Source organism: Labrenzia sp. ATLA3 (genome assembly GCF_057180185.1).
Window position 1 is genome coordinate 120,998 of sequence record NZ_JBXUKV010000010.1, and the last position, 17,219, is coordinate 138,216.

Consider the following 17,219-nt stretch of genomic DNA (forward strand, 5'->3'; position numbering starts at 1 on the left):
GTACTCACCAAAGGCGCGCATCGTAGGTCCGAGAGGGAGGGGCTTTCTCCCCTTTCCTTCCAAGAGGGGACCGATATGACCTATGAAACTTCACGTCGCGGGTTTCTCACGGGCGTCGGAGCGACAGCGCTCGGAGCATCCGTTTTACCGTTTCTGAAAGTGCTGCCGGCCTCTGCCGCCGGCAACGACGTGGTGGTGGCCGTCACCGGCCAGACCATCAACAGCTTGGACATTCACCGCAAGGGGACGAACCGCCCGAGCTACCAGGTGGCCGTGAATGTCTATGACCGGCTCGTGAGTTTCGGCACCAAGACGCTAGAGGATGGTAGCCTGTCCTATGATTATGCGGTGATCGAGCCCGAAGTGGCCGAAAGCTGGGAATTCACCGATGATGGCATGGCGATCGTTTTCAAGCTGCGCCCGGAAGGCAAGTTCCAGGACGGTTCGCCGATCACCGCCGAGGACGTGAAATGGTCCTTTGACAGGGCGGTCAGCGTGGGCGGGTTCCCGACGGTGCAGATGAAGGCCGGCTCCCTCGAGAAACCGGAGCAGTTCGAGGCCATCGACGAATTCACCTTCAAGATCAATCTTCTGCGCAAATCCAAATTGACCCTGCCGGATCTCGCGGTTCCGGTGCCGATGATCATCAACGCCAAGGTGGCGCGCGAACACGCGACCGAAGACGATCCCTGGGCGATGGAATATCTGCACAAGACCCCGGCCGGATCCGGCGCTTTCAAGGTAGCCTCCTGGAAGCCGGGCGAGCAGCTTGTCTATGAACGCAACGACGATTGGACGTCTGGCCCGGTCCCGGCGGTCAAGCGTGTTGTCCTGCGCGAAGTGCCCAGCCCCGCCACCAGACGTGCGCTGCTGGAACGCGGCGACGTCAACATGTCCTTCAACATGCCCAACAAGGACGCCAAGGAGCTGTCCGGCACCGAGGACATCACGGTCACGACGACGCCCGTCGAAAACGCGATCTACTGCCTGTGTCCGAACCTTTCGTTCGAACCGTTCAAGGACAAGAGGGTTCGGCAGGCGATTGCCTGGTCGGTGCCTTACGAGGAAGTGTTCCAGACGGCCGCCTACGGCCGCGGCGCCCCCTTGTGGGGCGGCCAGTCGGCGACGCCGGCAGATATCGCCTGGCCGCAGAAATTCCCGTATTCCACGGATCTCGACAAGGCCAAGGCCCTTCTGGAGGAAGCCGGCTACGGTGAAGGCTTCGAGGTGCCGCTGTCCATCGACCTGTCGCAAAGCGACTGGATGGAGCCAGCCGCCCTGCTGATCCAGGAAAACCTCGCCAAGATCGGTATCAAGACAACTATCGAGAAGATCCCGGGGGCCAACTGGCGCACCGCCTCGCTGGTCGAAAAGCGGCTGCCGCTGCATCTTGAAACGTTCGGCGGCTGGCTGAACTATCCCTGTTACTACTTCTTCTGGGCCTATCAGGAAGGCCATCTCTTCAACTCGTCCAACTACCGCAACGAAGAGATCGAGACACTGACACCGGAAGCGCTGCACATGCCGGTCGAGGATCCCGACTATGCGCCCAAGATCAAGCGCATGATCGAGATCGTCTGGGACGAGGTGCCGCGTATTGCCCTGTGGCAGCCGGCGCTCAATGTCGGCACGCGCAACCTTGCAGGCTACGAGTACTGGTTCCACCGCCAGCTCGATGTCCGCGGACTGAAGAAGGTCTGACGCTGATGGCCGGGCGCCTGTCGACGATCGGGCTAAGGATCACACATGCCATTCCCGTGATCCTGGGGGTGGTCGTGGTCAGCTTTCTGCTGACCCGCGCCCTTCCCGGCGACCCGGCCGTCTATTTTGCGGGCGCCGCGGCCAACGAGCAGTCGATCGCCGAGATCCGGACGGCGCTCGGGCTGGACAAACCCTTGACTGAACAGTTCCTGGTCTATGCCGGAGATGTGCTCTCCGGCGATCTCGGCAATTCGCTCTCGACAGGGCAGCCGGTGCTGGAAGATCTGGCGAACAGGCTTCCAGCGTCGCTTGAACTGACCCTGACGGCACTGCTGCTCTCGTGCAGCATCGCCATTCCGCTTGGCGTGTTGGCAGCGACACGCCCCGGGTCGGCAGTCGATCACCTGTGCCGGGTGCTCGTTACGGCAGGTGTATCACTGCCGACCTTTTTTACCGGCATCGTGCTGATCTATGTCTTCTACTACCTGCTCGGCATCGCGCCGTCTCCGCTCGGCCGTCTGGATTTCATCTATATCGAACCGGATCATGTCACCGGCTTTTACCTGATCGACGCGGCAATAGCTGGCGACTGGGAGACCTGGATCGGTGCGCTCAAGCAACTGGTGCTGCCGGCGACGACGCTGGCGCTTTTCACCCTGGCGCCGCTGGCGCGCATGACCCGCGCGGCCATGCTCAGCGCTCTGTCCTCGGATTACATTCGCACGGCGCGCGCCGCCGGTCTCACGGAGGACAAGGTGCTGTTCACCTATGCGTTCCGCAATGCGCTTCTGCCGGTCATCACGACGCTCGGCATGGTGTTCTCCTTCACGCTTGGCGCGAATGTCCTGGTGGAAAAGGTTTTCGCCTGGCCCGGCATCGGCTCCTACGCGGTGGAGGCGCTCGTGGTGTCCGACTATGCGGCCGTTCAGGGGTTCGTCCTGGCGATGGCGCTGCTGTTCGTCGCGCTCAATCTGGTGATCGATCTCACCTATACGCTCATCGACCCCCGTATCGGATTTGAAACCAAATGAGTGATCTGGCGACCGCTTCCCTGCCTGCCAAACAGCCCGACGGTGCGCTGGCTCACGCGGCCTATGTCCTGCGCTCCAATCCGGTAACTCTGCTGGCTTTCTCCATGTTCGCCGTGCTGCTTGTCGCCGCGATCCTCGGTCCGGCGCTCGTGCCCTACGATCCGATGGCCTCGAATGCGGCGCAGGCGCTGCAGCCGCCATCGTTCGATCACTGGTTCGGCACCGACAACCTGGGCCGGGACGTGCTCAGCCGGGTGGTCGTGGCGACACGGCTTGATCTCGTTATTTCCGTGGCCGCGGTGGCCCTGTCCTTCCTGATCGGATCGATCCTCGGCAGCATCGCCGGATATTGGGGCGGCTGGATCGATTCCGTGCTCAACCGGCTGTTCGACACGATCATGGCCTTTCCGCTGTTTGTCCTCGCCATGGGCATTGTCGCAGCGCTCGGCAACACCGTCGAGAATATCGTCTACGCGACCGCGGTCATCAACATTCCCTTCTATGCCCGGCTGGTTCGGGCCGAGGTGAACATTCGCCGGGACGCCGGGTTCGCGCAGGCAGCCAAACTGGCCGGCAATTCCGACATCCGTGTGCTGGCCGTGCACATCTTCCCCAACGCGCTGCCGCCGATGATGGTGCAGGTATCGCTGAACCTGGGCTGGGCAATCCTCAACGCGGCGGGGCTGAGCTTCATCGGTCTCGGTGTCCGGCCGCCAACGGCCGAATGGGGGATCATGGTTGCCGAAGGCGCCAACTTCATCGTGTCCGGGGAATGGTGGCTGGCGATCTTCCCGGGTCTTGCACTGATGTTCGCCGTATTCACCTTCAACCTCCTGGGAGACGGGCTGCGCGACATTGTCGACCCCCGGCAACGCACATGAGCCTTTTGTCGATCAAGGACCTCAAGGTTTCCTTCAAGACCCGGCGCGGTGACGTCGATGCGGTGCGGGGCGTGTCCCTGGATGTCACCAAGGGCGAGGTTCTCGGTATTGTCGGGGAGTCGGGATCCGGAAAATCCGTCACCTCCTACGCGCTGATGCGCCTGCTGGAGAGCAACGGCCGGGTCACCGGCGGTGCCTTGTCCTATGGCGGTATCGATCTGGGAACCGTCAAGGAAAGCGTCATGCGAGACCTGCGCGGCCGGGAAATCTCCATGATCTTCCAGAACCCGCGCGCGGCCCTCAATCCGATCCGCAAGGTTGGCCACCAGATCGAGGACGTGCTGCGCCGCCATTCCAGGGCGACCCGGTCCAATGCCCGCGCCGAAGCGATCAAGGCGCTGGAGGCGGTCCGTATCCGGGACGCGGAGGCACGCTACAGCGCCTATCCCTTCGAACTGTCCGGCGGCATGTGCCAGCGCATCGTCATCGCCCTGGCTCTTGCCTGCGACCCCAAGCTGCTGATTGCCGACGAACCGACCACGGGCCTCGACATCACCACTCAGAAAGCGGTGATGGACCTGATCGTCGACCTGATTGCCGAACGCGGCATGAGCGCCATTGTGATCACCCACGACCTTGGTCTGGCCGCGCAATATTGCGACCGGATCGCGGTCATGAAGGACGGCGAAGTTGTGGAGGAGGGACAGGCCGAGCGCCTGTTCGCAGCCCCCCGACATGCCTATACGCGCAAGCTGGTCGACGCGACGCCCCGCGCGGGTGCCTCCGTGCGGTCTCTTCTACCCTCGGAGCTGCGCACAGCAGCGCCGGTGCTTGCCAAGGCGACGGCGCCGCTCCTGGAGGTCCGCGACCTGGTCAAGACCTACCAGGGCAAGTCCGGTCCGGTGCAAGCGGTCAAGGGCATATCCTTCGCCGTGAAGAAGGGGCAGAGCGTGGGCCTTGTGGGAGAATCGGGCTGCGGCAAGTCCACGACCTCCGCCATTCTCGTGCGCCTGGCCGATCCGACCAGTGGCGAAATTCTCTTCAACGGCGAGGATCTGGCGAAAACACCTGCGAAGGACTTCGCCCGCGACCCCCGCAGGGCGCGGATCCAGATGGTGTTTCAGGACGCGACAGACAGTTTCAATCCCCGTCACACGGCACGGCACTCCATCGGCGAGCCGCTGGCCCGCCTTTCCGGCCTGTCCCGCAAGGAGCGTCAGGACAGGATCGATGAACTGGCGGACCTGGTCGGTCTGCCGCGACCGCTGCTCGACAGGTTTCCCCATCAGCTGTCCGGTGGACAGAAGGCGCGGGTCGGCATCGCACGGGCCATTGCGGTCGATCCGGAATTTCTCATTCTCGACGAACCTACCGCCGCGTTGGACGTCTCCATCCAGGCAATCGTGCTCAACCTGCTTGTGGACCTGAGGGCCAAGCTCGGTATCAGCTATCTTTTCGTCAGCCACGACCTTCATGTCGTCCGTCTGCTCTGCGACCACGTCATCGTGATGCGCGACGGCGAGATCGTCGAAGAGGGCCCGGCCGACAGGGTCATGGAAGCCCCGACCCATCCCTATACACGGGAGCTGCTGGCCGCCGCGCCAACCCCGCCAGCCTTGGCGGAGCCGACATTTTCCGCCGCCGAATGAGAAAAAGAGACATTGAGGATCAAGATGTTCGAACTTCCCTTTACGCTTTCGTCCCTGAAGTCCGCCTATGCGGATGGCACCAGTCCCGCGGATATTGTCGAGGAAGTCTATCGCCGGATCGAGGCCGTCGATGATCCGGGGATCTTCATCCATCTGATCGACAAGCAGGAAGTGCTTGGTCAGGCGGCCGGATTGGGAAAGTACGACGAATCTCTGCCGCTCTGGGGCATCCCGTTTGTCATCAAGGACAATATCGACGCGGGCGGCAAGCCGACGACGGCTGCCTGCCCCGCCTACGCATATGAGGCGGACACCGACGCTTTCGTCGTCAAGAAATTGCGGGAGGCGGGCGCGCTTCTGATCGGCAAGACGAACCTCGACCAGTTCGCGACCGGGCTGGTCGGGGTGCGCTCCCCCTTCCAGCCGCCGAAAAACGCCGTCGACCCGGCAATTGTGCCGGGCGGGTCGTCTTCCGGATCCGCGGTTGCAGTCGGCCACGGTATCGTCAGTTTTTCGCTCGGCACGGACACGGCCGGCTCCGGGCGCGTACCTGCCGCGCTCAACAACATTGTCGGCCTGAAGCCGACGCTCGGCGCTCTGTCGGCAAGCGGCGTCGTGCCGGCCTGCCGGACGCTGGACACGATCTCGATCTTTGCACTGACCGTGGAAGACGCCTACTGCGTGTATCAGGCTGCCGCCGGATATGATGAAACGGATGCCTATTCCAGGCAGATCCCCGTGACTGCGCCAGCGCCGGTTCCACCCCGGCTCCGGATCGGCATTCCCGATGCCGGTTCCATCGAATTCTGCGGTGACGAGGCGCAGGAAAAGTCCTTCCGCGACACGGTTGCCCTGCTGAAAGCAGATGGTGCCGAGATCGTCGAGGTTGATTTCACACCGTTCTACGATGTCGCCCACATGCTCTACGAAGGGGCCTGGGTGGCCGAGCGCCATACGGTCATTGAGGACCTGATGCGCGACAACCTGGAAGCCGTTCATCCGGTGACCCGAAAGATCGTCGGGGCGGCGCTGGACCTGAGCGCGACCGATGCCTTCCGCGGAATTTACCGCCTGAAGGAACTGGCGCGAAAGACCGAGCCGGTCCTGGCCGAGCTGGACCTCCTGTGTGTGCCGACAATGCCGACCTTCTACAGCGTGGCGGATCTGGAAGCTGATCCGGTCGGGCCGAATTCGCGCAACGGCACCTACACCAACTTCGTCAACTTGCTGGATATGAGCGGCCTTGCCGTTCCGGTGGCACCGCGCGGCGATGGCCGTCCCGGCAACGTCACCCTTCTGGCGTCGGCGGGCCGCGACGGATTTCTGGCAGCGGTGGGCAGCCGGCTTGAGCAGATGGCGCCGCATACGCTGGGTGCGACCGGTTGGGCATTGCCCGCACCCGTGGAGCTTCAGCCCGCACCGGACACCGGCGAAATCGCCATCGCGGTCTGCGGTGCGCATATGTCCGGCATGGCACTCAACGGTGAGCTGACCGGCCGAGGCGGTCGTTTTCTCAAAAGCGGCGAGACCAGCGATGCCTATGCGCTCTTCGCCCTTGCAGGCGGACCACCGAAACGTCCTGGCCTTGTCAGGGGCACGCCCGGGTCCGGCAGCCATATCGAACTTGAAATATGGGCGCTGCCCGCTGCCGAGGTTGGCGGGTTCCTCGCCGGCATTCCGGCTCCGCTCGGGCTGGGCACCATCGAACTCGCCGACGGCACGAGCGTGACCGGCTTCATCTGCGAGGCGGTCGGAACAGAGGGCGCAGAAAATATCTCCCACCTCGGCAGCTGGCGGAAGTTCATGGCCAACGCGGCCGGGGGCCCATCCATCGCCGCGGCCGAGTGAAGAAAGAGGTATAGCGGACCATGGCCGACCTGGACATTCCAATCATCGATCTCGAGCCGTTGACGCACGGTGTCGCTGGCGGTCTTGAGACCGTCGCGGCCGAAATCGGCAAGGCGGCCCGTGAGACCGGGTTTTTCTACGTCACCAACCATGGTGTTGACCCGGCGCTGATCGAACAGGTTTTTGCGGCCGCACATCAGCTTTTCGCGCTGCCGACGGACGCCAAGATGGCGCTTACGAAGGATTTCTTCAGGACCAATCGCGGCTATGTGCCGATGAAGGGCGAGAACCTCGATCCGTCGAAGCCGTCCGATCTGAAGGAAGCCTTCAATATCGGACTGGATCTGGAATCGGACGACCCCAGGATTCTCGCCGGCGAACCCTTCCGGGCGATCAATCAATGGCCTGACCTGCCGGGCTGGAAGCAAACCGTGCTCGGTTATTTCAATGCCGTCTGGGCACTGGGCCGCACGATGCACCGCGCTGTGGCAAGCGATCTCGGGGCCGATCCGGAGTTCTTCGAGGACAAGCTTGATGCCCCCATGGCCACGCTCCGGCTGCTGCACTATCCGCCGCAACCGGCTGTCGCAGAGGAGGGCCAGATCGGTGCCGGCACGCATACGGACTACGGCAACATCACCATCCTGCTCCCCGACGCTGTCGGCGGACTGGAAGTGCGCCGACGGGACGGGGTCTGGCTCAAGGCGCCCACCATCGAAGGTGCGTTCGTCTGCAATATTGGCGACTGCCTGATGCGCTGGACCAACGACGTCTATGTTTCGACACCTCACCGGGTGGTCAATTCCAGCGGCCTCGAACGTTTCTCAATCGCGTTTTTTCTGGACCCCAACCCGGACGCAGAAGTTGCCTGCCTGCCCAGCTGTTTGGGGGCTGGAGAGACCGCGAGATATGCCCCGATTTCGGGGGCCGACTACCTGAAATCCAAACTCGATGCGAGCTACGAACCCGTGAAAGCCGCCGGAAATGGAGGAAACCAAATTGGCTAAAAATTAGCCATTTTCATAAACTGCTTAATTTATGTGCAAAACTGCGAAGCGAAGGGTGCGCAGGCAATGCCGGCAGGCATGAAGAACTGAAAGACAAAACGAAAACACAAATAAGAACAGAGCCTTGGTCATCTGTGTGTGACGAGTCTCATTAGACGGGGAAATGGCACAGGGATTGCTAATTTTAAGCAAGAGACAGACGGAGTGGCCGATTGCGCTTGGCTTCGTCGTAATACGGAGGACGTCATGTCGAAATTCGAATTCTCACGCCGGACTATCCTGAAATCATCTGCAGCGGGGCTTGCCGCGCTGTCCTCGGCCGGCTTTCCACGGCTGGCGCATGCGTCGGATCTGACGGTCGGCATCGTCTATGTCGGCCCGAGGGACGACTTCGGCTGGAACCAGGCCCACGCCGTGGCCGCCGCCGCACTGAAGGCCGTGCCGGGCGTGACGGTCGTGGAAGAAGAGAACGTGCCGGAAACGATCGCGGTCCAGAAATCCATGGAATCCATGATCAACCTGGACGGGGCCAAACTGATTTTCGCGACCTCCTTCGGTTACTACAAACCGTTCGTGCTGGATGTGGCTGCAAAGTACCCCGACGTGGAATTCCGGCACGCGGCGCCGCTGTGGACGGAAGGCGATCCGAAGAACGCGGGCAGCTATTTCGGTTATCTCGATCAGGCGCATTTCGTGGACGGCGTTGCCGCCGGCCTGTCGACAACCAGCAACAAGCTGGGATTTGTCGCCGCCAAGCCGATCGGCACGGTTCTGCGCAACATCAACTCCTTCCTTCTGGGCGCGCGCAAGGTCAATCCGGAAGCGACGGTCCAGGTGATCTTCACCGGGGAATGGTCGATGCCGGTGAGGGAGGCCGAGGCCGCCAACGCGCTGGTGGATGCCGGCTGTGATGTTCTGACCTGCCATGTCGACGGTCCGAAAGTTGTGATCGAAACGGCCGAGTCTCGGGGCGTCAAATGCTGCGGCCACAATGCCTCCCAGGCACCGCTCGCGCCCAACGGCTTCATCACCGGGGCGGAATACAAGTGGGAGACCATCTACAAGATGTTCGCCGCCGATCTGGCCGAAGGCGAGCCCCTGCCGAACTTCACGGGCGGTGGCTTCGATGTCGACTTCGTGCGCTCCACACCCTATGGCGCCGGGGCCACGGAAGCTGCGATCGCCTCGGCCGATGCGGCCCGTGCCGACGTCAAGGCGGGCAAGCCGATCTTCGTCGGGCCAATCAACAAGCAGGACGGCACCCAGTTGCTGGCGGCCGGAGCCAGCTTCGACAATTACGAACCGTCTCTCGACCAGACCGACTACCTGATTGAAGGCGTCCAAGGCTCGATTACCTGAGCATAACCCCGTGGCATGCCCGGCGAGCCGTTCCCGAATGGCCCGCCGGGTGTGGCTGACATCCCGGCGGCAAACGCCGGGGAGTGCCGCGCGTGCGGCTCAAACATCAGGGAATTGGCATGGCAGACACCACGGAAACGCCCGGACTTGCGGTCCAGTCCAGCCTGGGGGGCGATCTCATGGACCGGCTCAGGCAGTCGGCTGAATATGTGGTCATTCCGCTTCTGGCACTGGTTTTCTCAGGGCTCCTGTTTTCCATCTTCCTGCTCGCACTCGGCAAATCCCCGGTGGACTTCTTCTCGCTCGTGTGGCGCGGCGGTTTCGGCACCAGCTTTTCCTGGCAGAACACGCTCGTGCGCTCCGCGCCGCTTGTGTTCACGGCCCTGTGCGTTGCCATCCCGGCGCGTCTCGGTCTTGTGATCATCGGCGGCGAGGGGGCTCTGGTTCTCGGCGGTTTCGCTGCCGCCGCCATCGCTGTTCCCATGATCGACTGGGCGCCCAGCTTCCTGATACTCGGTGTCATGGCGATTGCGGGCATGCTGGCCGGCGGCCTGTGGATCGGCTGCGTTGGCGCATTGCGGCACTACCGCGGAGTGAACGAGACGATCGCGTCGCTGCTGATGTTCTACATCGCTGTCTCGATCCTGAACTTCTTCGTCGAGGGCGCCATGCGTGATCCCTCGGACCCGAACAAGCCGTCGACCCGGCCGATCGGCTCGGACAACATGATCGGCGTCATCCCCGGAACGGACGTGCACTGGGGGCTGCTTGTGGGCGTCGTCCTGTGCGCATTGCTCTATCTTCTGATGAACCGCACCACGTTCGGCTTCGCCGCGCAGATCGCGGGCGGGAACCTGAGGGCTGCGAAGGCGCAGGGCTTGCCGGTCGGCCGACTTGTCGTTGTGTCCTGCGCGATTGCCGGTGCCTGTGCCGGGCTGGCCGGTTTCTTCGAAGTCGCCGCCATTCACGGCAAGGCAAATGCCTCCCTGATCGCGGGCTACGGCTTCACCGGTATTCTCGTCTCGTTCCTCGCCCGCCACAATCCGCTGGTGATCATACCGGTCGCCTTCTTCCTCGGCGGGATCGCCGCCTCGGGCGGTCTGATCCAGCGCCGCATGGACCTGCCGGACGCCACAGTGCTTTTCCTGCAGGGGCTGCTGTTCCTCGTCATCCTGGTTTCGGAAACCTTCTACGGACGCTTTTCCATCTTCAAGTCGAAGGGAGGCACACAATGAGCGACGACGCCGGCTTCATGACCGTGCTGCTGGCGATGTTCGCCGGAGCCATCAGGGTCTCGACCCCGTTCCTGTTCGTCAGTCTTGGCGAGATGCTGACGGAGAAATCCGGGCGCATCAATCTGGGACTGGAAGGCACGCTCGTCTTTGGCGCCATGTCCGGCTACGCGATCTCCTACCATACGGGCTCGCCCTGGCTGGGCGTGCTCGTTGCCGGACTATGCGGATCGGGTTTTGGCGCGCTGCACGGTTACCTTTGCAAGCTGCCCAAGGTCAACGACATCGCCATCGGCATCGCGCTGATGCTGTTTGGCACCGGTCTCGCCTTCTTTTTCGGCAAGGCCTACATCCAGCCGTCAGCGCCGCGCCTGCCGTCGCTATCCTTCGGGTCGTGGAGCGATCATCCGGGCGTGCGCCAGGCGCTCGAGATCAACCCGCTGTTCCTGCTCGGTATCGTTCTGGCTGTCTTCCTGTGGTGGGCGCTGAAGAACACCCGCTACGGACTGACGATCCGCACGACCGGGGACAGTGCCCCGGCGGCGCTGGCGCTCGGCATCAATGTCGACAAGGTCCGGCTGCTGTCGACCATGGTTGGCGGGTTTTTCGCTGGCGTCGGGGGATCGTTCCTGTCGCTCTACTATCCCGGCAGTTGGACGGAGGGACTGTCTTCCGGACAGGGACTGATGGCCGTCGCGCTCGTGATTTTCGCGCGCTGGAACCCAATCTACTGCTTCTGGGCAGCACTGCTCTTCGGCGCGGCCGGAGCGCTCGGCCCGGCCCTTCAATCCATCGGCATTTCGCGCGGCTATCACTTCTTCAATGCCGCGCCTTACATCCTCACCCTTTTGATCATGATCGCGAGCACGTCCCCCAGACGGTCGCTCAAGGGCGCCCCCGGCGAACTCTCGATCACCAAATAAGGAGCCACGACATGAGCGGACTTGGAGGACTGAACAAGGCCCCGAATGGGGTCGTTCTGGGAATGGTGCAGCTGCAGCTGCCGACCGTCGCGACCGAGGACGATCTCGCACGGCAGACCCAGGTGATCGTTGACATGGTGGCCAAGGCCCGGCGCAACATGCCGACCATTGACATGGTCGTCTTCCCGGAATATGCGCTGCACGGCCTGTCCATGGATATCAATCCGGACATCATGTGCACGCTGGACGGTCCGGAAGTGGCCGCCTTCAAGAAGGCCTGTGTCGACAACGAAATCTGGGGCTGTTTTTCCATCATGGAACTCAACCCCGGCGGCATGCCCTACAATTCCGGGCTGGTCATCGACGATAAGGGCGAGCTGAAACTCTATTACCGCAAGATGCATCCCTGGGTGCCCGTCGAACCGTGGGAGCCCGGTGACCAGGGCATTCCGGTGATCGACGGCCCGAACGGCTGCAAGCTGGCGCTGATCATCTGCCATGACGGCATGTTCCCGGAGATGGCCCGGGAGTGCGCCTACAAGGGCGCCGAAATCATGATCCGGACGGCCGGCTACACGGCCCCCATCCGGGAGAGTTGGAGGTTCACCAACCAGTCCAACGCCTTCTGCAATCTCATGGTGACCGCCAATGTGTGCATGTGTGGCACTGACGGGACCTTCGACAGCATGGGCGAGGGCATGATCGTCAACTTCGACGGCACCATTCTGGCCCATGGAACCAGCGGCCGGCCGAACGAGATCATCACTGCGGAAGTCCGGCCCGATCTCGTGCGCGAGGCACGCATCAACTGGGGCGTGGAGAACAACATCTACCAGTTCGGTCATCGCGGTTACGTGGCGGTGAAAGGCGGCGCACAGGATTGCCCCTACACCTACATGACCGACCTTGCAGCGGGGCGCTACCGTCTGCCCTGGGAGGACGATGTCCTGCACAAGGACGGCACCTCCTGCGGTTTCGAGGCACCTGATCGCGTGTTCGGCGAAACCTCCCTCAGCGACGCGGCGGAGTGACCGGCATGAGCCTGGCACAAGTTATGACTGCGGAAACAGCAGAGGGACAGGTCGCCGCGAACCCGTATCCCTGGCCCTATAACGGCGATCTTCGGCTGGACAACACCGCGCTGATCATCATCGACATGCAGACCGACTTCTGCGGCAAGGGCGGCTATGTCGACAGCATGGGGTACGACATTGGCCTGACCCGGGCTCCTATCGAACCGATCGGCAAGGTGCTCGCCGCCATGCGGGCCGGCGGCTATCACATCATTCACACCCGCGAGGGACACCGGCCGGATCTTGCCGACCTGCCCGCCAACAAGCGCTGGCGTTCTCGCCAGATCGGCGCGGGGATCGGCGATCCGGGCCCCTGCGGCAGGATCCTCGTCAGGGGTGAGCCGGGCTGGGAGATCATTCCCGAACTTGCACCGGTCGAAGGCGAACCGATCATCGACAAGCCCGGCAAGGGCTCGTTCTGCGCAACGGATCTGGAGCTGCTGCTGAGAACCCGGGGCATCGACAACCTGATCCTGACCGGCATCACGACGGATGTCTGCGTACACACCACCATGCGCGAAGCCAATGACCGGGGATTCGAATGCCTGATCCTGGCCGATTGCTGCGCGGCGACCGACCCGGGCAATCACGAGGCGGCGCTCAAGATGGTGACCATGCAAGGCGGTGTCTTCGGCGCGGTGGCGGACAGCGAAACGCTTCTCGGCGGGTTGCGCAGGGCTTCCGGGGAGGCGTCGGCATGAGTGTCGCAGAGACAACCACGCCTGCACCGCGCGCCATCGGCGTGGAAACCATCGGCATGAGCAAGGTGTTCGGGGGGCTGACCGCCCTGGATGACGTTTCGATCCGGGTCTCACCCGGGTCGTTCCACGCGCTTCTGGGGGAAAACGGCGCCGGCAAGTCCACTCTCGTCAAATGCATGATGGGCTTCTACCAGCCGTCCAGGGGGTCGATGCTGGTCAATGGAAAGCAGGTTGCCGTGCCCAATCCGCGGGCCGCGCATGCGCTCGGGATCGGCATGGTCTACCAGCATTTCACGCTGGTGCCGTCCCTGACCGCCGCGGAAAATCTTGTCATCGCACGAGCGGACACACCGGCGGTGATCGACTGGACAAAGGAAAGAAAGGCGCTCAACGCCTTTCTGGAGACAACCCCGTTCCAGGTGCCGCTGGATGTGCCCGTCTCGGGGCTTTCAGCCGGGGAAAAGCAAAAGCTTGAAATCCTGAAGCAGCTCTATCTGGACCAACGGTTCCTGATCCTCGACGAACCGACATCTGTGCTGACACCGGACGAGGCGGACGAAGTTCTGGGGCTGCTGCGCGGCATGACCGAGGCCGGTGAACTCACCATCTTGATGATCACGCACAAGTTCCGAGAGGTCACTGCCTATGCGGACGACGTCACGGTGCTCAGGCGCGGGCGGGTGGTCGGCAGCGGGCGGGTCCAGGATCTGTCCGTCGAGGAGATGAGCCACATGATGATCGGCGAGGCGGACATCCGTGAAAGCGCTGCCCGTGTCGCGCAGCCGGAAAAAACCCTGAAAATCGAGCTGGCCGGCCTCTTTGCGGATGACGACGAGGAACTGCCCGCGATCGAGGCGATCAGCCTGAAGATCCACACCGGCGAAATCCTCGGCATCGCCGGGGTGTCCGGCAACGGCCAGTCGGAACTGATCGAGGTCCTGTCCGGACAACGCACGCCGAGGGATGGCCGGATCTTCATCGACAAAAAACCCTATGAACCGGAACGGGACCAGATGGACCGGTTCAAGGTGTTCGGCTTTTCGGAGGAACCGCTGAAGAATGTTGCCGTGCCGCGCATGAGCGTCGCGGAGAACATGGCCTTCCGCACCTTCGACAAGGCGCCAATTTCCCCGTTCAAGGGCTGGCTGTCGCCGCCGCCCATGCGCAAACGGGCCCGCGAACTGATCGCCGCCTACCGGGTCAAGACACCGTCGACGGAAGAGCCGATCGAGAACCTGTCCGGCGGCAATGTCCAGCGGGCAATCCTGGCCCGCGAGTTGTCCGGCGAAGTCGACGTCCTGATCGTCGCCAATCCCTGTTTCGGGCTGGACTTCGCCTCGGTCGCGGAGATCCGGGCGCAGATCATGGACCAGCGCAACAAGGGGGCGGCGATCCTTCTGGTGTCGGAGGATCTGGATGAAATTCTCGAACTGGCAGATACGGTCGCGGTCATGTCCGAAGGCAGGATCACCTACCAGTCGCCGATGGCGGAAACAGACAGGGCCACGATCGGCCATGCCATGGCGGGGCATCACTGATGATCAGGATTGATGCCGCGCCTTTCACGTTCAGCTTGGACCCCGCAGCCACCGCGCTCGTCGTGATCGACATGCAGCGTGATTTCATCGAGCCGGGCGGGTTCGGCGAAACGTTGGGCAATGACATCTCGCATATGCAACGGGCCATCGCACCGACCGGCAAGCTGCTTCAGCTGTTCCGGCAGAAGGGATGGCCGGTGATCCACACCCGCGAGACCCACGCGCCGGATCTGAGCGATTGTCCGCCAGCCAAACGAGAGCGCGGCAGTCCCGCGCTACGGATCGGGGACACCGGGCCAATGGGCCGGATCCTGATCCGCGGCGAACCGGGCGCCGAGATCATAACCGACTGCGCGCCTGTCGCGGGTGAAACCGTCATCGACAAGCCGGGCAAGGGCGCGTTCTACGCGACCGAACTGGGCAAGATCCTGGAAGGGTTCGGCGTAAAACACCTGGTCTTTGCAGGCGTGACCACGGAGGTCTGCGTCCAGACCACAATGCGCGAGGCGAATGACCGGGGCTACGAATGCCTCGTGATCGAGGAGGCGACTGAGAGCTACTTCCCCGAGTTCAAGGCGGCCACGCTCGACATGATCCGGGCGCAGGGCGGCATCGTCGGATGGACGGCGCCGCTCGCGAATTTCGAAAATGCCATCACCCAATGAACCGGAGTGCCCATGAGCGCTGAATTCGACCCGAAATCCCACGTCGCCCACATGGAAAAGGTCATGGGACTGACCATAAAGGACGACTGGCGACCCGTCGTCGAGGCCCATATCGCAGCCACGCAGAAGGCCGCTGAACTCGTCCTGGCCTTTCCGCTAGAAGACGACGTCGAGGCGGCACCGGTGTTCGAGGCATGAGTGCACAAATGGACCCGGCCACGTCGTCCGCCACGGAGATCGCAGCGGCGGTCAGAACGGGAGAGAGACGGGCCGTTGACGTGGTCTTGACTTCGCTGAAGCAGATCGAGGCGCTCAATCCTGCCTTTAACGCGTTCACGGATGTGACCCGCGAACGGGCGCTTGCCGAGGCCGAAAGCGTCGATGCGGCTGTTGCCGCAGGGGCGGACCTGCCGCTGGCCGGCGTGCCTTTCGCCGTCAAGAACCTGTTCGATATCAAGGGTGTGGTGACCCGCGCCGGCTCCAGGATCAATCTCGAGACCTCGCCGGCCACCTCGGATGCAACACTCGTTACGAACCTGCGCAAGGCGGGTGGTGTCCTGATGGGTGGCCTGCACATGGGTGAATTCGCCTATGACTTCACCGGCGAAAACGCCCATGACGGCAATTGCCTCAATCCACATGACACGGGGCGCATGAGTGGCGGCTCGTCTTCCGGATCGGGTGCGGCAGCGGCCAGCGGCATGGTGCCGGTGACGCTCGGGTCCGACACCAATGGATCCATCCGCGTGCCGTCCTCCTTCTGCGGCCTGTTCGGGCTGAAGCCGACCTATGGCCGTCTGTCCCGGCACGGCACCTTTCCGTTTGTCGGCAGTCTCGATCATCTGGGGCCACTGGCCCGGTCGGCTCGGGATCTGTCGCTCGTTTTCGATGCTCTCCAGGGCAGGGACGAGAACGATCCGGCGCAGGCGGACCGGCCCTATCTGGCGACGTGCGGGGAGCTTGACAAGGGAACGGACGGGCTGAGGATCGCCATTGCGGGCGGGTACTTCCGGCAAATGGCGCAACCGGAAGCCCTTTCCGCCGTCGACACGGTTGCCGGCGCATTGGGCGTATCCGCCGAAATCGATATTCCCGAGGCGGCCAGGGCGCGAGCGTCCGCCTACGTCATCACGGCGGCCGAAGGCGCCAACCTTCACCTCGACCGGATCATGGCCCGGCCGCAGGACTTCGATCCGGACACGCGTGACAGGTTCCTGTCCGGCACGATGGTGCCTGCCGTCTGGGTTCAGCAGGCACAGCGCTTCCGCAGTTGGTTCCGCGCGATGATGCGCGGCATTTTCGAGCATGTCGACATCATCCTGGCCCCGGCCACGCCCTTTTCGGCACTGCCGTCCGGCACGAAGACCGTCACGCTGGATGGCGAGACCATGCCGGCGCGTCCGAATATCGGCCTGTTCACGCAGCCGATTTCCTTCATCGGCCTGCCGGTCGTTGCTGTTCCGGTCTGGCTCGACGGCGCAAGCCTGCCGATCGGCGTTCAGGTTATCGCACCGGCCTGGCGTGAGGACTTGGCCCTGAGGGTTGCCGACACGCTTGAACGAACCGGTGTCTGCAAGGCGCCGGTTGCCGGCAGCAAATTTGACGTATGAC

Annotated in this window: 15 protein-coding genes; all 15 read left to right on the forward strand. The window is 62.9% G+C overall.

The features are described from left to right. Positions 1 to 75 precede the first annotated feature (75 nt). Positions 76 to 1,701 (forward strand): ABC transporter substrate-binding protein, encoded by a 1,626-nt coding sequence (locus AC2A6O_RS25905; RefSeq protein WP_148587499.1) that lies wholly within the window; start codon positions 76 to 78, stop codon positions 1,699 to 1,701. A 5-nt stretch (positions 1,702 to 1,706) separates the two neighbouring features. Beyond that, positions 1,707 to 2,732, forward strand: coding sequence for an ABC transporter permease (locus AC2A6O_RS25910; RefSeq protein ID WP_498931430.1), 1,026 nt, complete (start codon positions 1,707 to 1,709; stop codon positions 2,730 to 2,732). Beyond that, a complete protein-coding gene (locus AC2A6O_RS25915) occupies positions 2,729 to 3,613 on the forward strand; it encodes an ABC transporter permease (protein ID WP_148587497.1) in 885 nt (294 codons plus the stop codon). Before AC2A6O_RS25910 ends, AC2A6O_RS25915 begins: the two co-directional genes overlap by 4 nt. Next, entirely contained in the window at positions 3,610 to 5,262 is a 1,653-nt protein-coding gene (locus tag AC2A6O_RS25920) for a dipeptide ABC transporter ATP-binding protein (protein ID WP_498931433.1), read from the forward strand. Before AC2A6O_RS25915 ends, AC2A6O_RS25920 begins: the two co-directional genes overlap by 4 nt. Positions 5,263 to 5,286: 24 nt before the next feature. Further along, the gene (gene atzF / locus AC2A6O_RS25925) at positions 5,287 to 7,110 is read left to right on the forward strand and encodes an allophanate hydrolase (protein WP_498931434.1); all 1,824 of its coding nucleotides are present in this window, start codon (positions 5,287 to 5,289) and stop codon (positions 7,108 to 7,110) included. Positions 7,111 to 7,130: 20 nt separating this feature from the next. Continuing rightward, positions 7,131 to 8,117, forward strand: a complete 987-nt coding sequence (locus AC2A6O_RS25930; RefSeq protein WP_498931436.1) for an isopenicillin N synthase family dioxygenase — start codon at positions 7,131 to 7,133, stop codon at positions 8,115 to 8,117. A gap of 246 nt (positions 8,118 to 8,363) precedes the next feature. Beyond that, positions 8,364 to 9,476: a BMP family ABC transporter substrate-binding protein gene (locus AC2A6O_RS25935; protein WP_148587493.1), complete on the forward strand. Its 1,113-nt coding sequence runs from the start codon at positions 8,364 to 8,366 to the stop codon at positions 9,474 to 9,476. Between the two features lie 119 nt (positions 9,477 to 9,595). Then, on the forward strand, positions 9,596 to 10,711 hold the full coding sequence (locus tag AC2A6O_RS25940) for an ABC transporter permease (RefSeq protein ID WP_498931438.1): 1,116 nt from the start codon (positions 9,596 to 9,598) through the stop codon (positions 10,709 to 10,711). Further along, on the forward strand, positions 10,708 to 11,631 hold the full coding sequence (locus AC2A6O_RS25945) for an ABC transporter permease (RefSeq protein WP_498931440.1): 924 nt from the start codon (positions 10,708 to 10,710) through the stop codon (positions 11,629 to 11,631). Before AC2A6O_RS25940 ends, AC2A6O_RS25945 begins: the two co-directional genes overlap by 4 nt. An 11-nt stretch (positions 11,632 to 11,642) precedes the next feature. Then, the gene (locus tag AC2A6O_RS25950) at positions 11,643 to 12,662 is read left to right on the forward strand and encodes a formamidase (protein WP_498931442.1); all 1,020 of its coding nucleotides are present in this window, start codon (positions 11,643 to 11,645) and stop codon (positions 12,660 to 12,662) included. A gap of 5 nt (positions 12,663 to 12,667) precedes the next feature. Continuing rightward, positions 12,668 to 13,405, forward strand: a complete 738-nt coding sequence (biuH, locus tag AC2A6O_RS25955; protein WP_498931444.1) for a biuret amidohydrolase — start codon at positions 12,668 to 12,670, stop codon at positions 13,403 to 13,405. Continuing rightward, the gene (locus AC2A6O_RS25960; RefSeq protein WP_498931446.1) at positions 13,402 to 14,943 is read left to right on the forward strand and encodes an ABC transporter ATP-binding protein; all 1,542 of its coding nucleotides are present in this window, start codon (positions 13,402 to 13,404) and stop codon (positions 14,941 to 14,943) included. The genes biuH and AC2A6O_RS25960 overlap by 4 nt, the downstream gene beginning before the upstream one ends. Then, positions 14,943 to 15,608 carry a cysteine hydrolase family protein gene (locus AC2A6O_RS25965; protein ID WP_498931448.1) on the forward strand — a complete coding sequence of 222 codons (666 nt, stop codon included), beginning with the start codon at positions 14,943 to 14,945 and terminating at the stop codon, positions 15,606 to 15,608. The genes AC2A6O_RS25960 and AC2A6O_RS25965 overlap by 1 nt, the downstream gene beginning before the upstream one ends. Positions 15,609 to 15,620: 12 nt before the next feature. Further along, the gene (locus AC2A6O_RS25970; RefSeq protein WP_148587487.1) at positions 15,621 to 15,806 is read left to right on the forward strand and encodes a DUF4089 domain-containing protein; all 186 of its coding nucleotides are present in this window, start codon (positions 15,621 to 15,623) and stop codon (positions 15,804 to 15,806) included. Continuing rightward, positions 15,803 to 17,218: an AtzE family amidohydrolase gene (locus AC2A6O_RS25975; RefSeq protein WP_498931450.1), complete on the forward strand. Its 1,416-nt coding sequence runs from the start codon at positions 15,803 to 15,805 to the stop codon at positions 17,216 to 17,218. The genes AC2A6O_RS25970 and AC2A6O_RS25975 overlap by 4 nt, the downstream gene beginning before the upstream one ends. Position 17,219: the final 1 nt, after the last annotated feature.

What these genes read in the sequence shown, in the direction of transcription:
- AC2A6O_RS25910 (WP_498931430.1), top strand. Translation starts at nt 1,707, where the DNA reads ATGGCCGGGCGCCTGTCGACGATCGGGCTAAGGATCACACATGCCATT.
- biuH (WP_498931444.1), top strand. Translation starts at nt 12,668, where the DNA reads ATGAGCCTGGCACAAGTTATGACTGCGGAAACAGCAGAGGGACAGGTC.
- AC2A6O_RS25935 (WP_148587493.1), top strand. Translation starts at nt 8,364, where the DNA reads ATGTCGAAATTCGAATTCTCACGCCGGACTATCCTGAAATCATCTGCA.
- AC2A6O_RS25915 (WP_148587497.1), top strand. Translation starts at nt 2,729, where the DNA reads ATGAGTGATCTGGCGACCGCTTCCCTGCCTGCCAAACAGCCCGACGGT.
- AC2A6O_RS25960 (WP_498931446.1), top strand. Translation starts at nt 13,402, where the DNA reads ATGAGTGTCGCAGAGACAACCACGCCTGCACCGCGCGCCATCGGCGTG.
- AC2A6O_RS25940 (WP_498931438.1), top strand. Translation starts at nt 9,596, where the DNA reads ATGGCAGACACCACGGAAACGCCCGGACTTGCGGTCCAGTCCAGCCTG.
- AC2A6O_RS25920 (WP_498931433.1), top strand. Translation starts at nt 3,610, where the DNA reads ATGAGCCTTTTGTCGATCAAGGACCTCAAGGTTTCCTTCAAGACCCGG.
- AC2A6O_RS25965 (WP_498931448.1), top strand. Translation starts at nt 14,943, where the DNA reads ATGATCAGGATTGATGCCGCGCCTTTCACGTTCAGCTTGGACCCCGCA.
- AC2A6O_RS25905 (WP_148587499.1), top strand. Translation starts at nt 76, where the DNA reads ATGACCTATGAAACTTCACGTCGCGGGTTTCTCACGGGCGTCGGAGCG.
- AC2A6O_RS25975 (WP_498931450.1), top strand. Translation starts at nt 15,803, where the DNA reads ATGAGTGCACAAATGGACCCGGCCACGTCGTCCGCCACGGAGATCGCA.
- AC2A6O_RS25950 (WP_498931442.1), top strand. Translation starts at nt 11,643, where the DNA reads ATGAGCGGACTTGGAGGACTGAACAAGGCCCCGAATGGGGTCGTTCTG.
- AC2A6O_RS25945 (WP_498931440.1), top strand. Translation starts at nt 10,708, where the DNA reads ATGAGCGACGACGCCGGCTTCATGACCGTGCTGCTGGCGATGTTCGCC.
- AC2A6O_RS25930 (WP_498931436.1), top strand. Translation starts at nt 7,131, where the DNA reads ATGGCCGACCTGGACATTCCAATCATCGATCTCGAGCCGTTGACGCAC.
- AC2A6O_RS25970 (WP_148587487.1), top strand. Translation starts at nt 15,621, where the DNA reads ATGAGCGCTGAATTCGACCCGAAATCCCACGTCGCCCACATGGAAAAG.
- atzF (WP_498931434.1), top strand. Translation starts at nt 5,287, where the DNA reads ATGTTCGAACTTCCCTTTACGCTTTCGTCCCTGAAGTCCGCCTATGCG.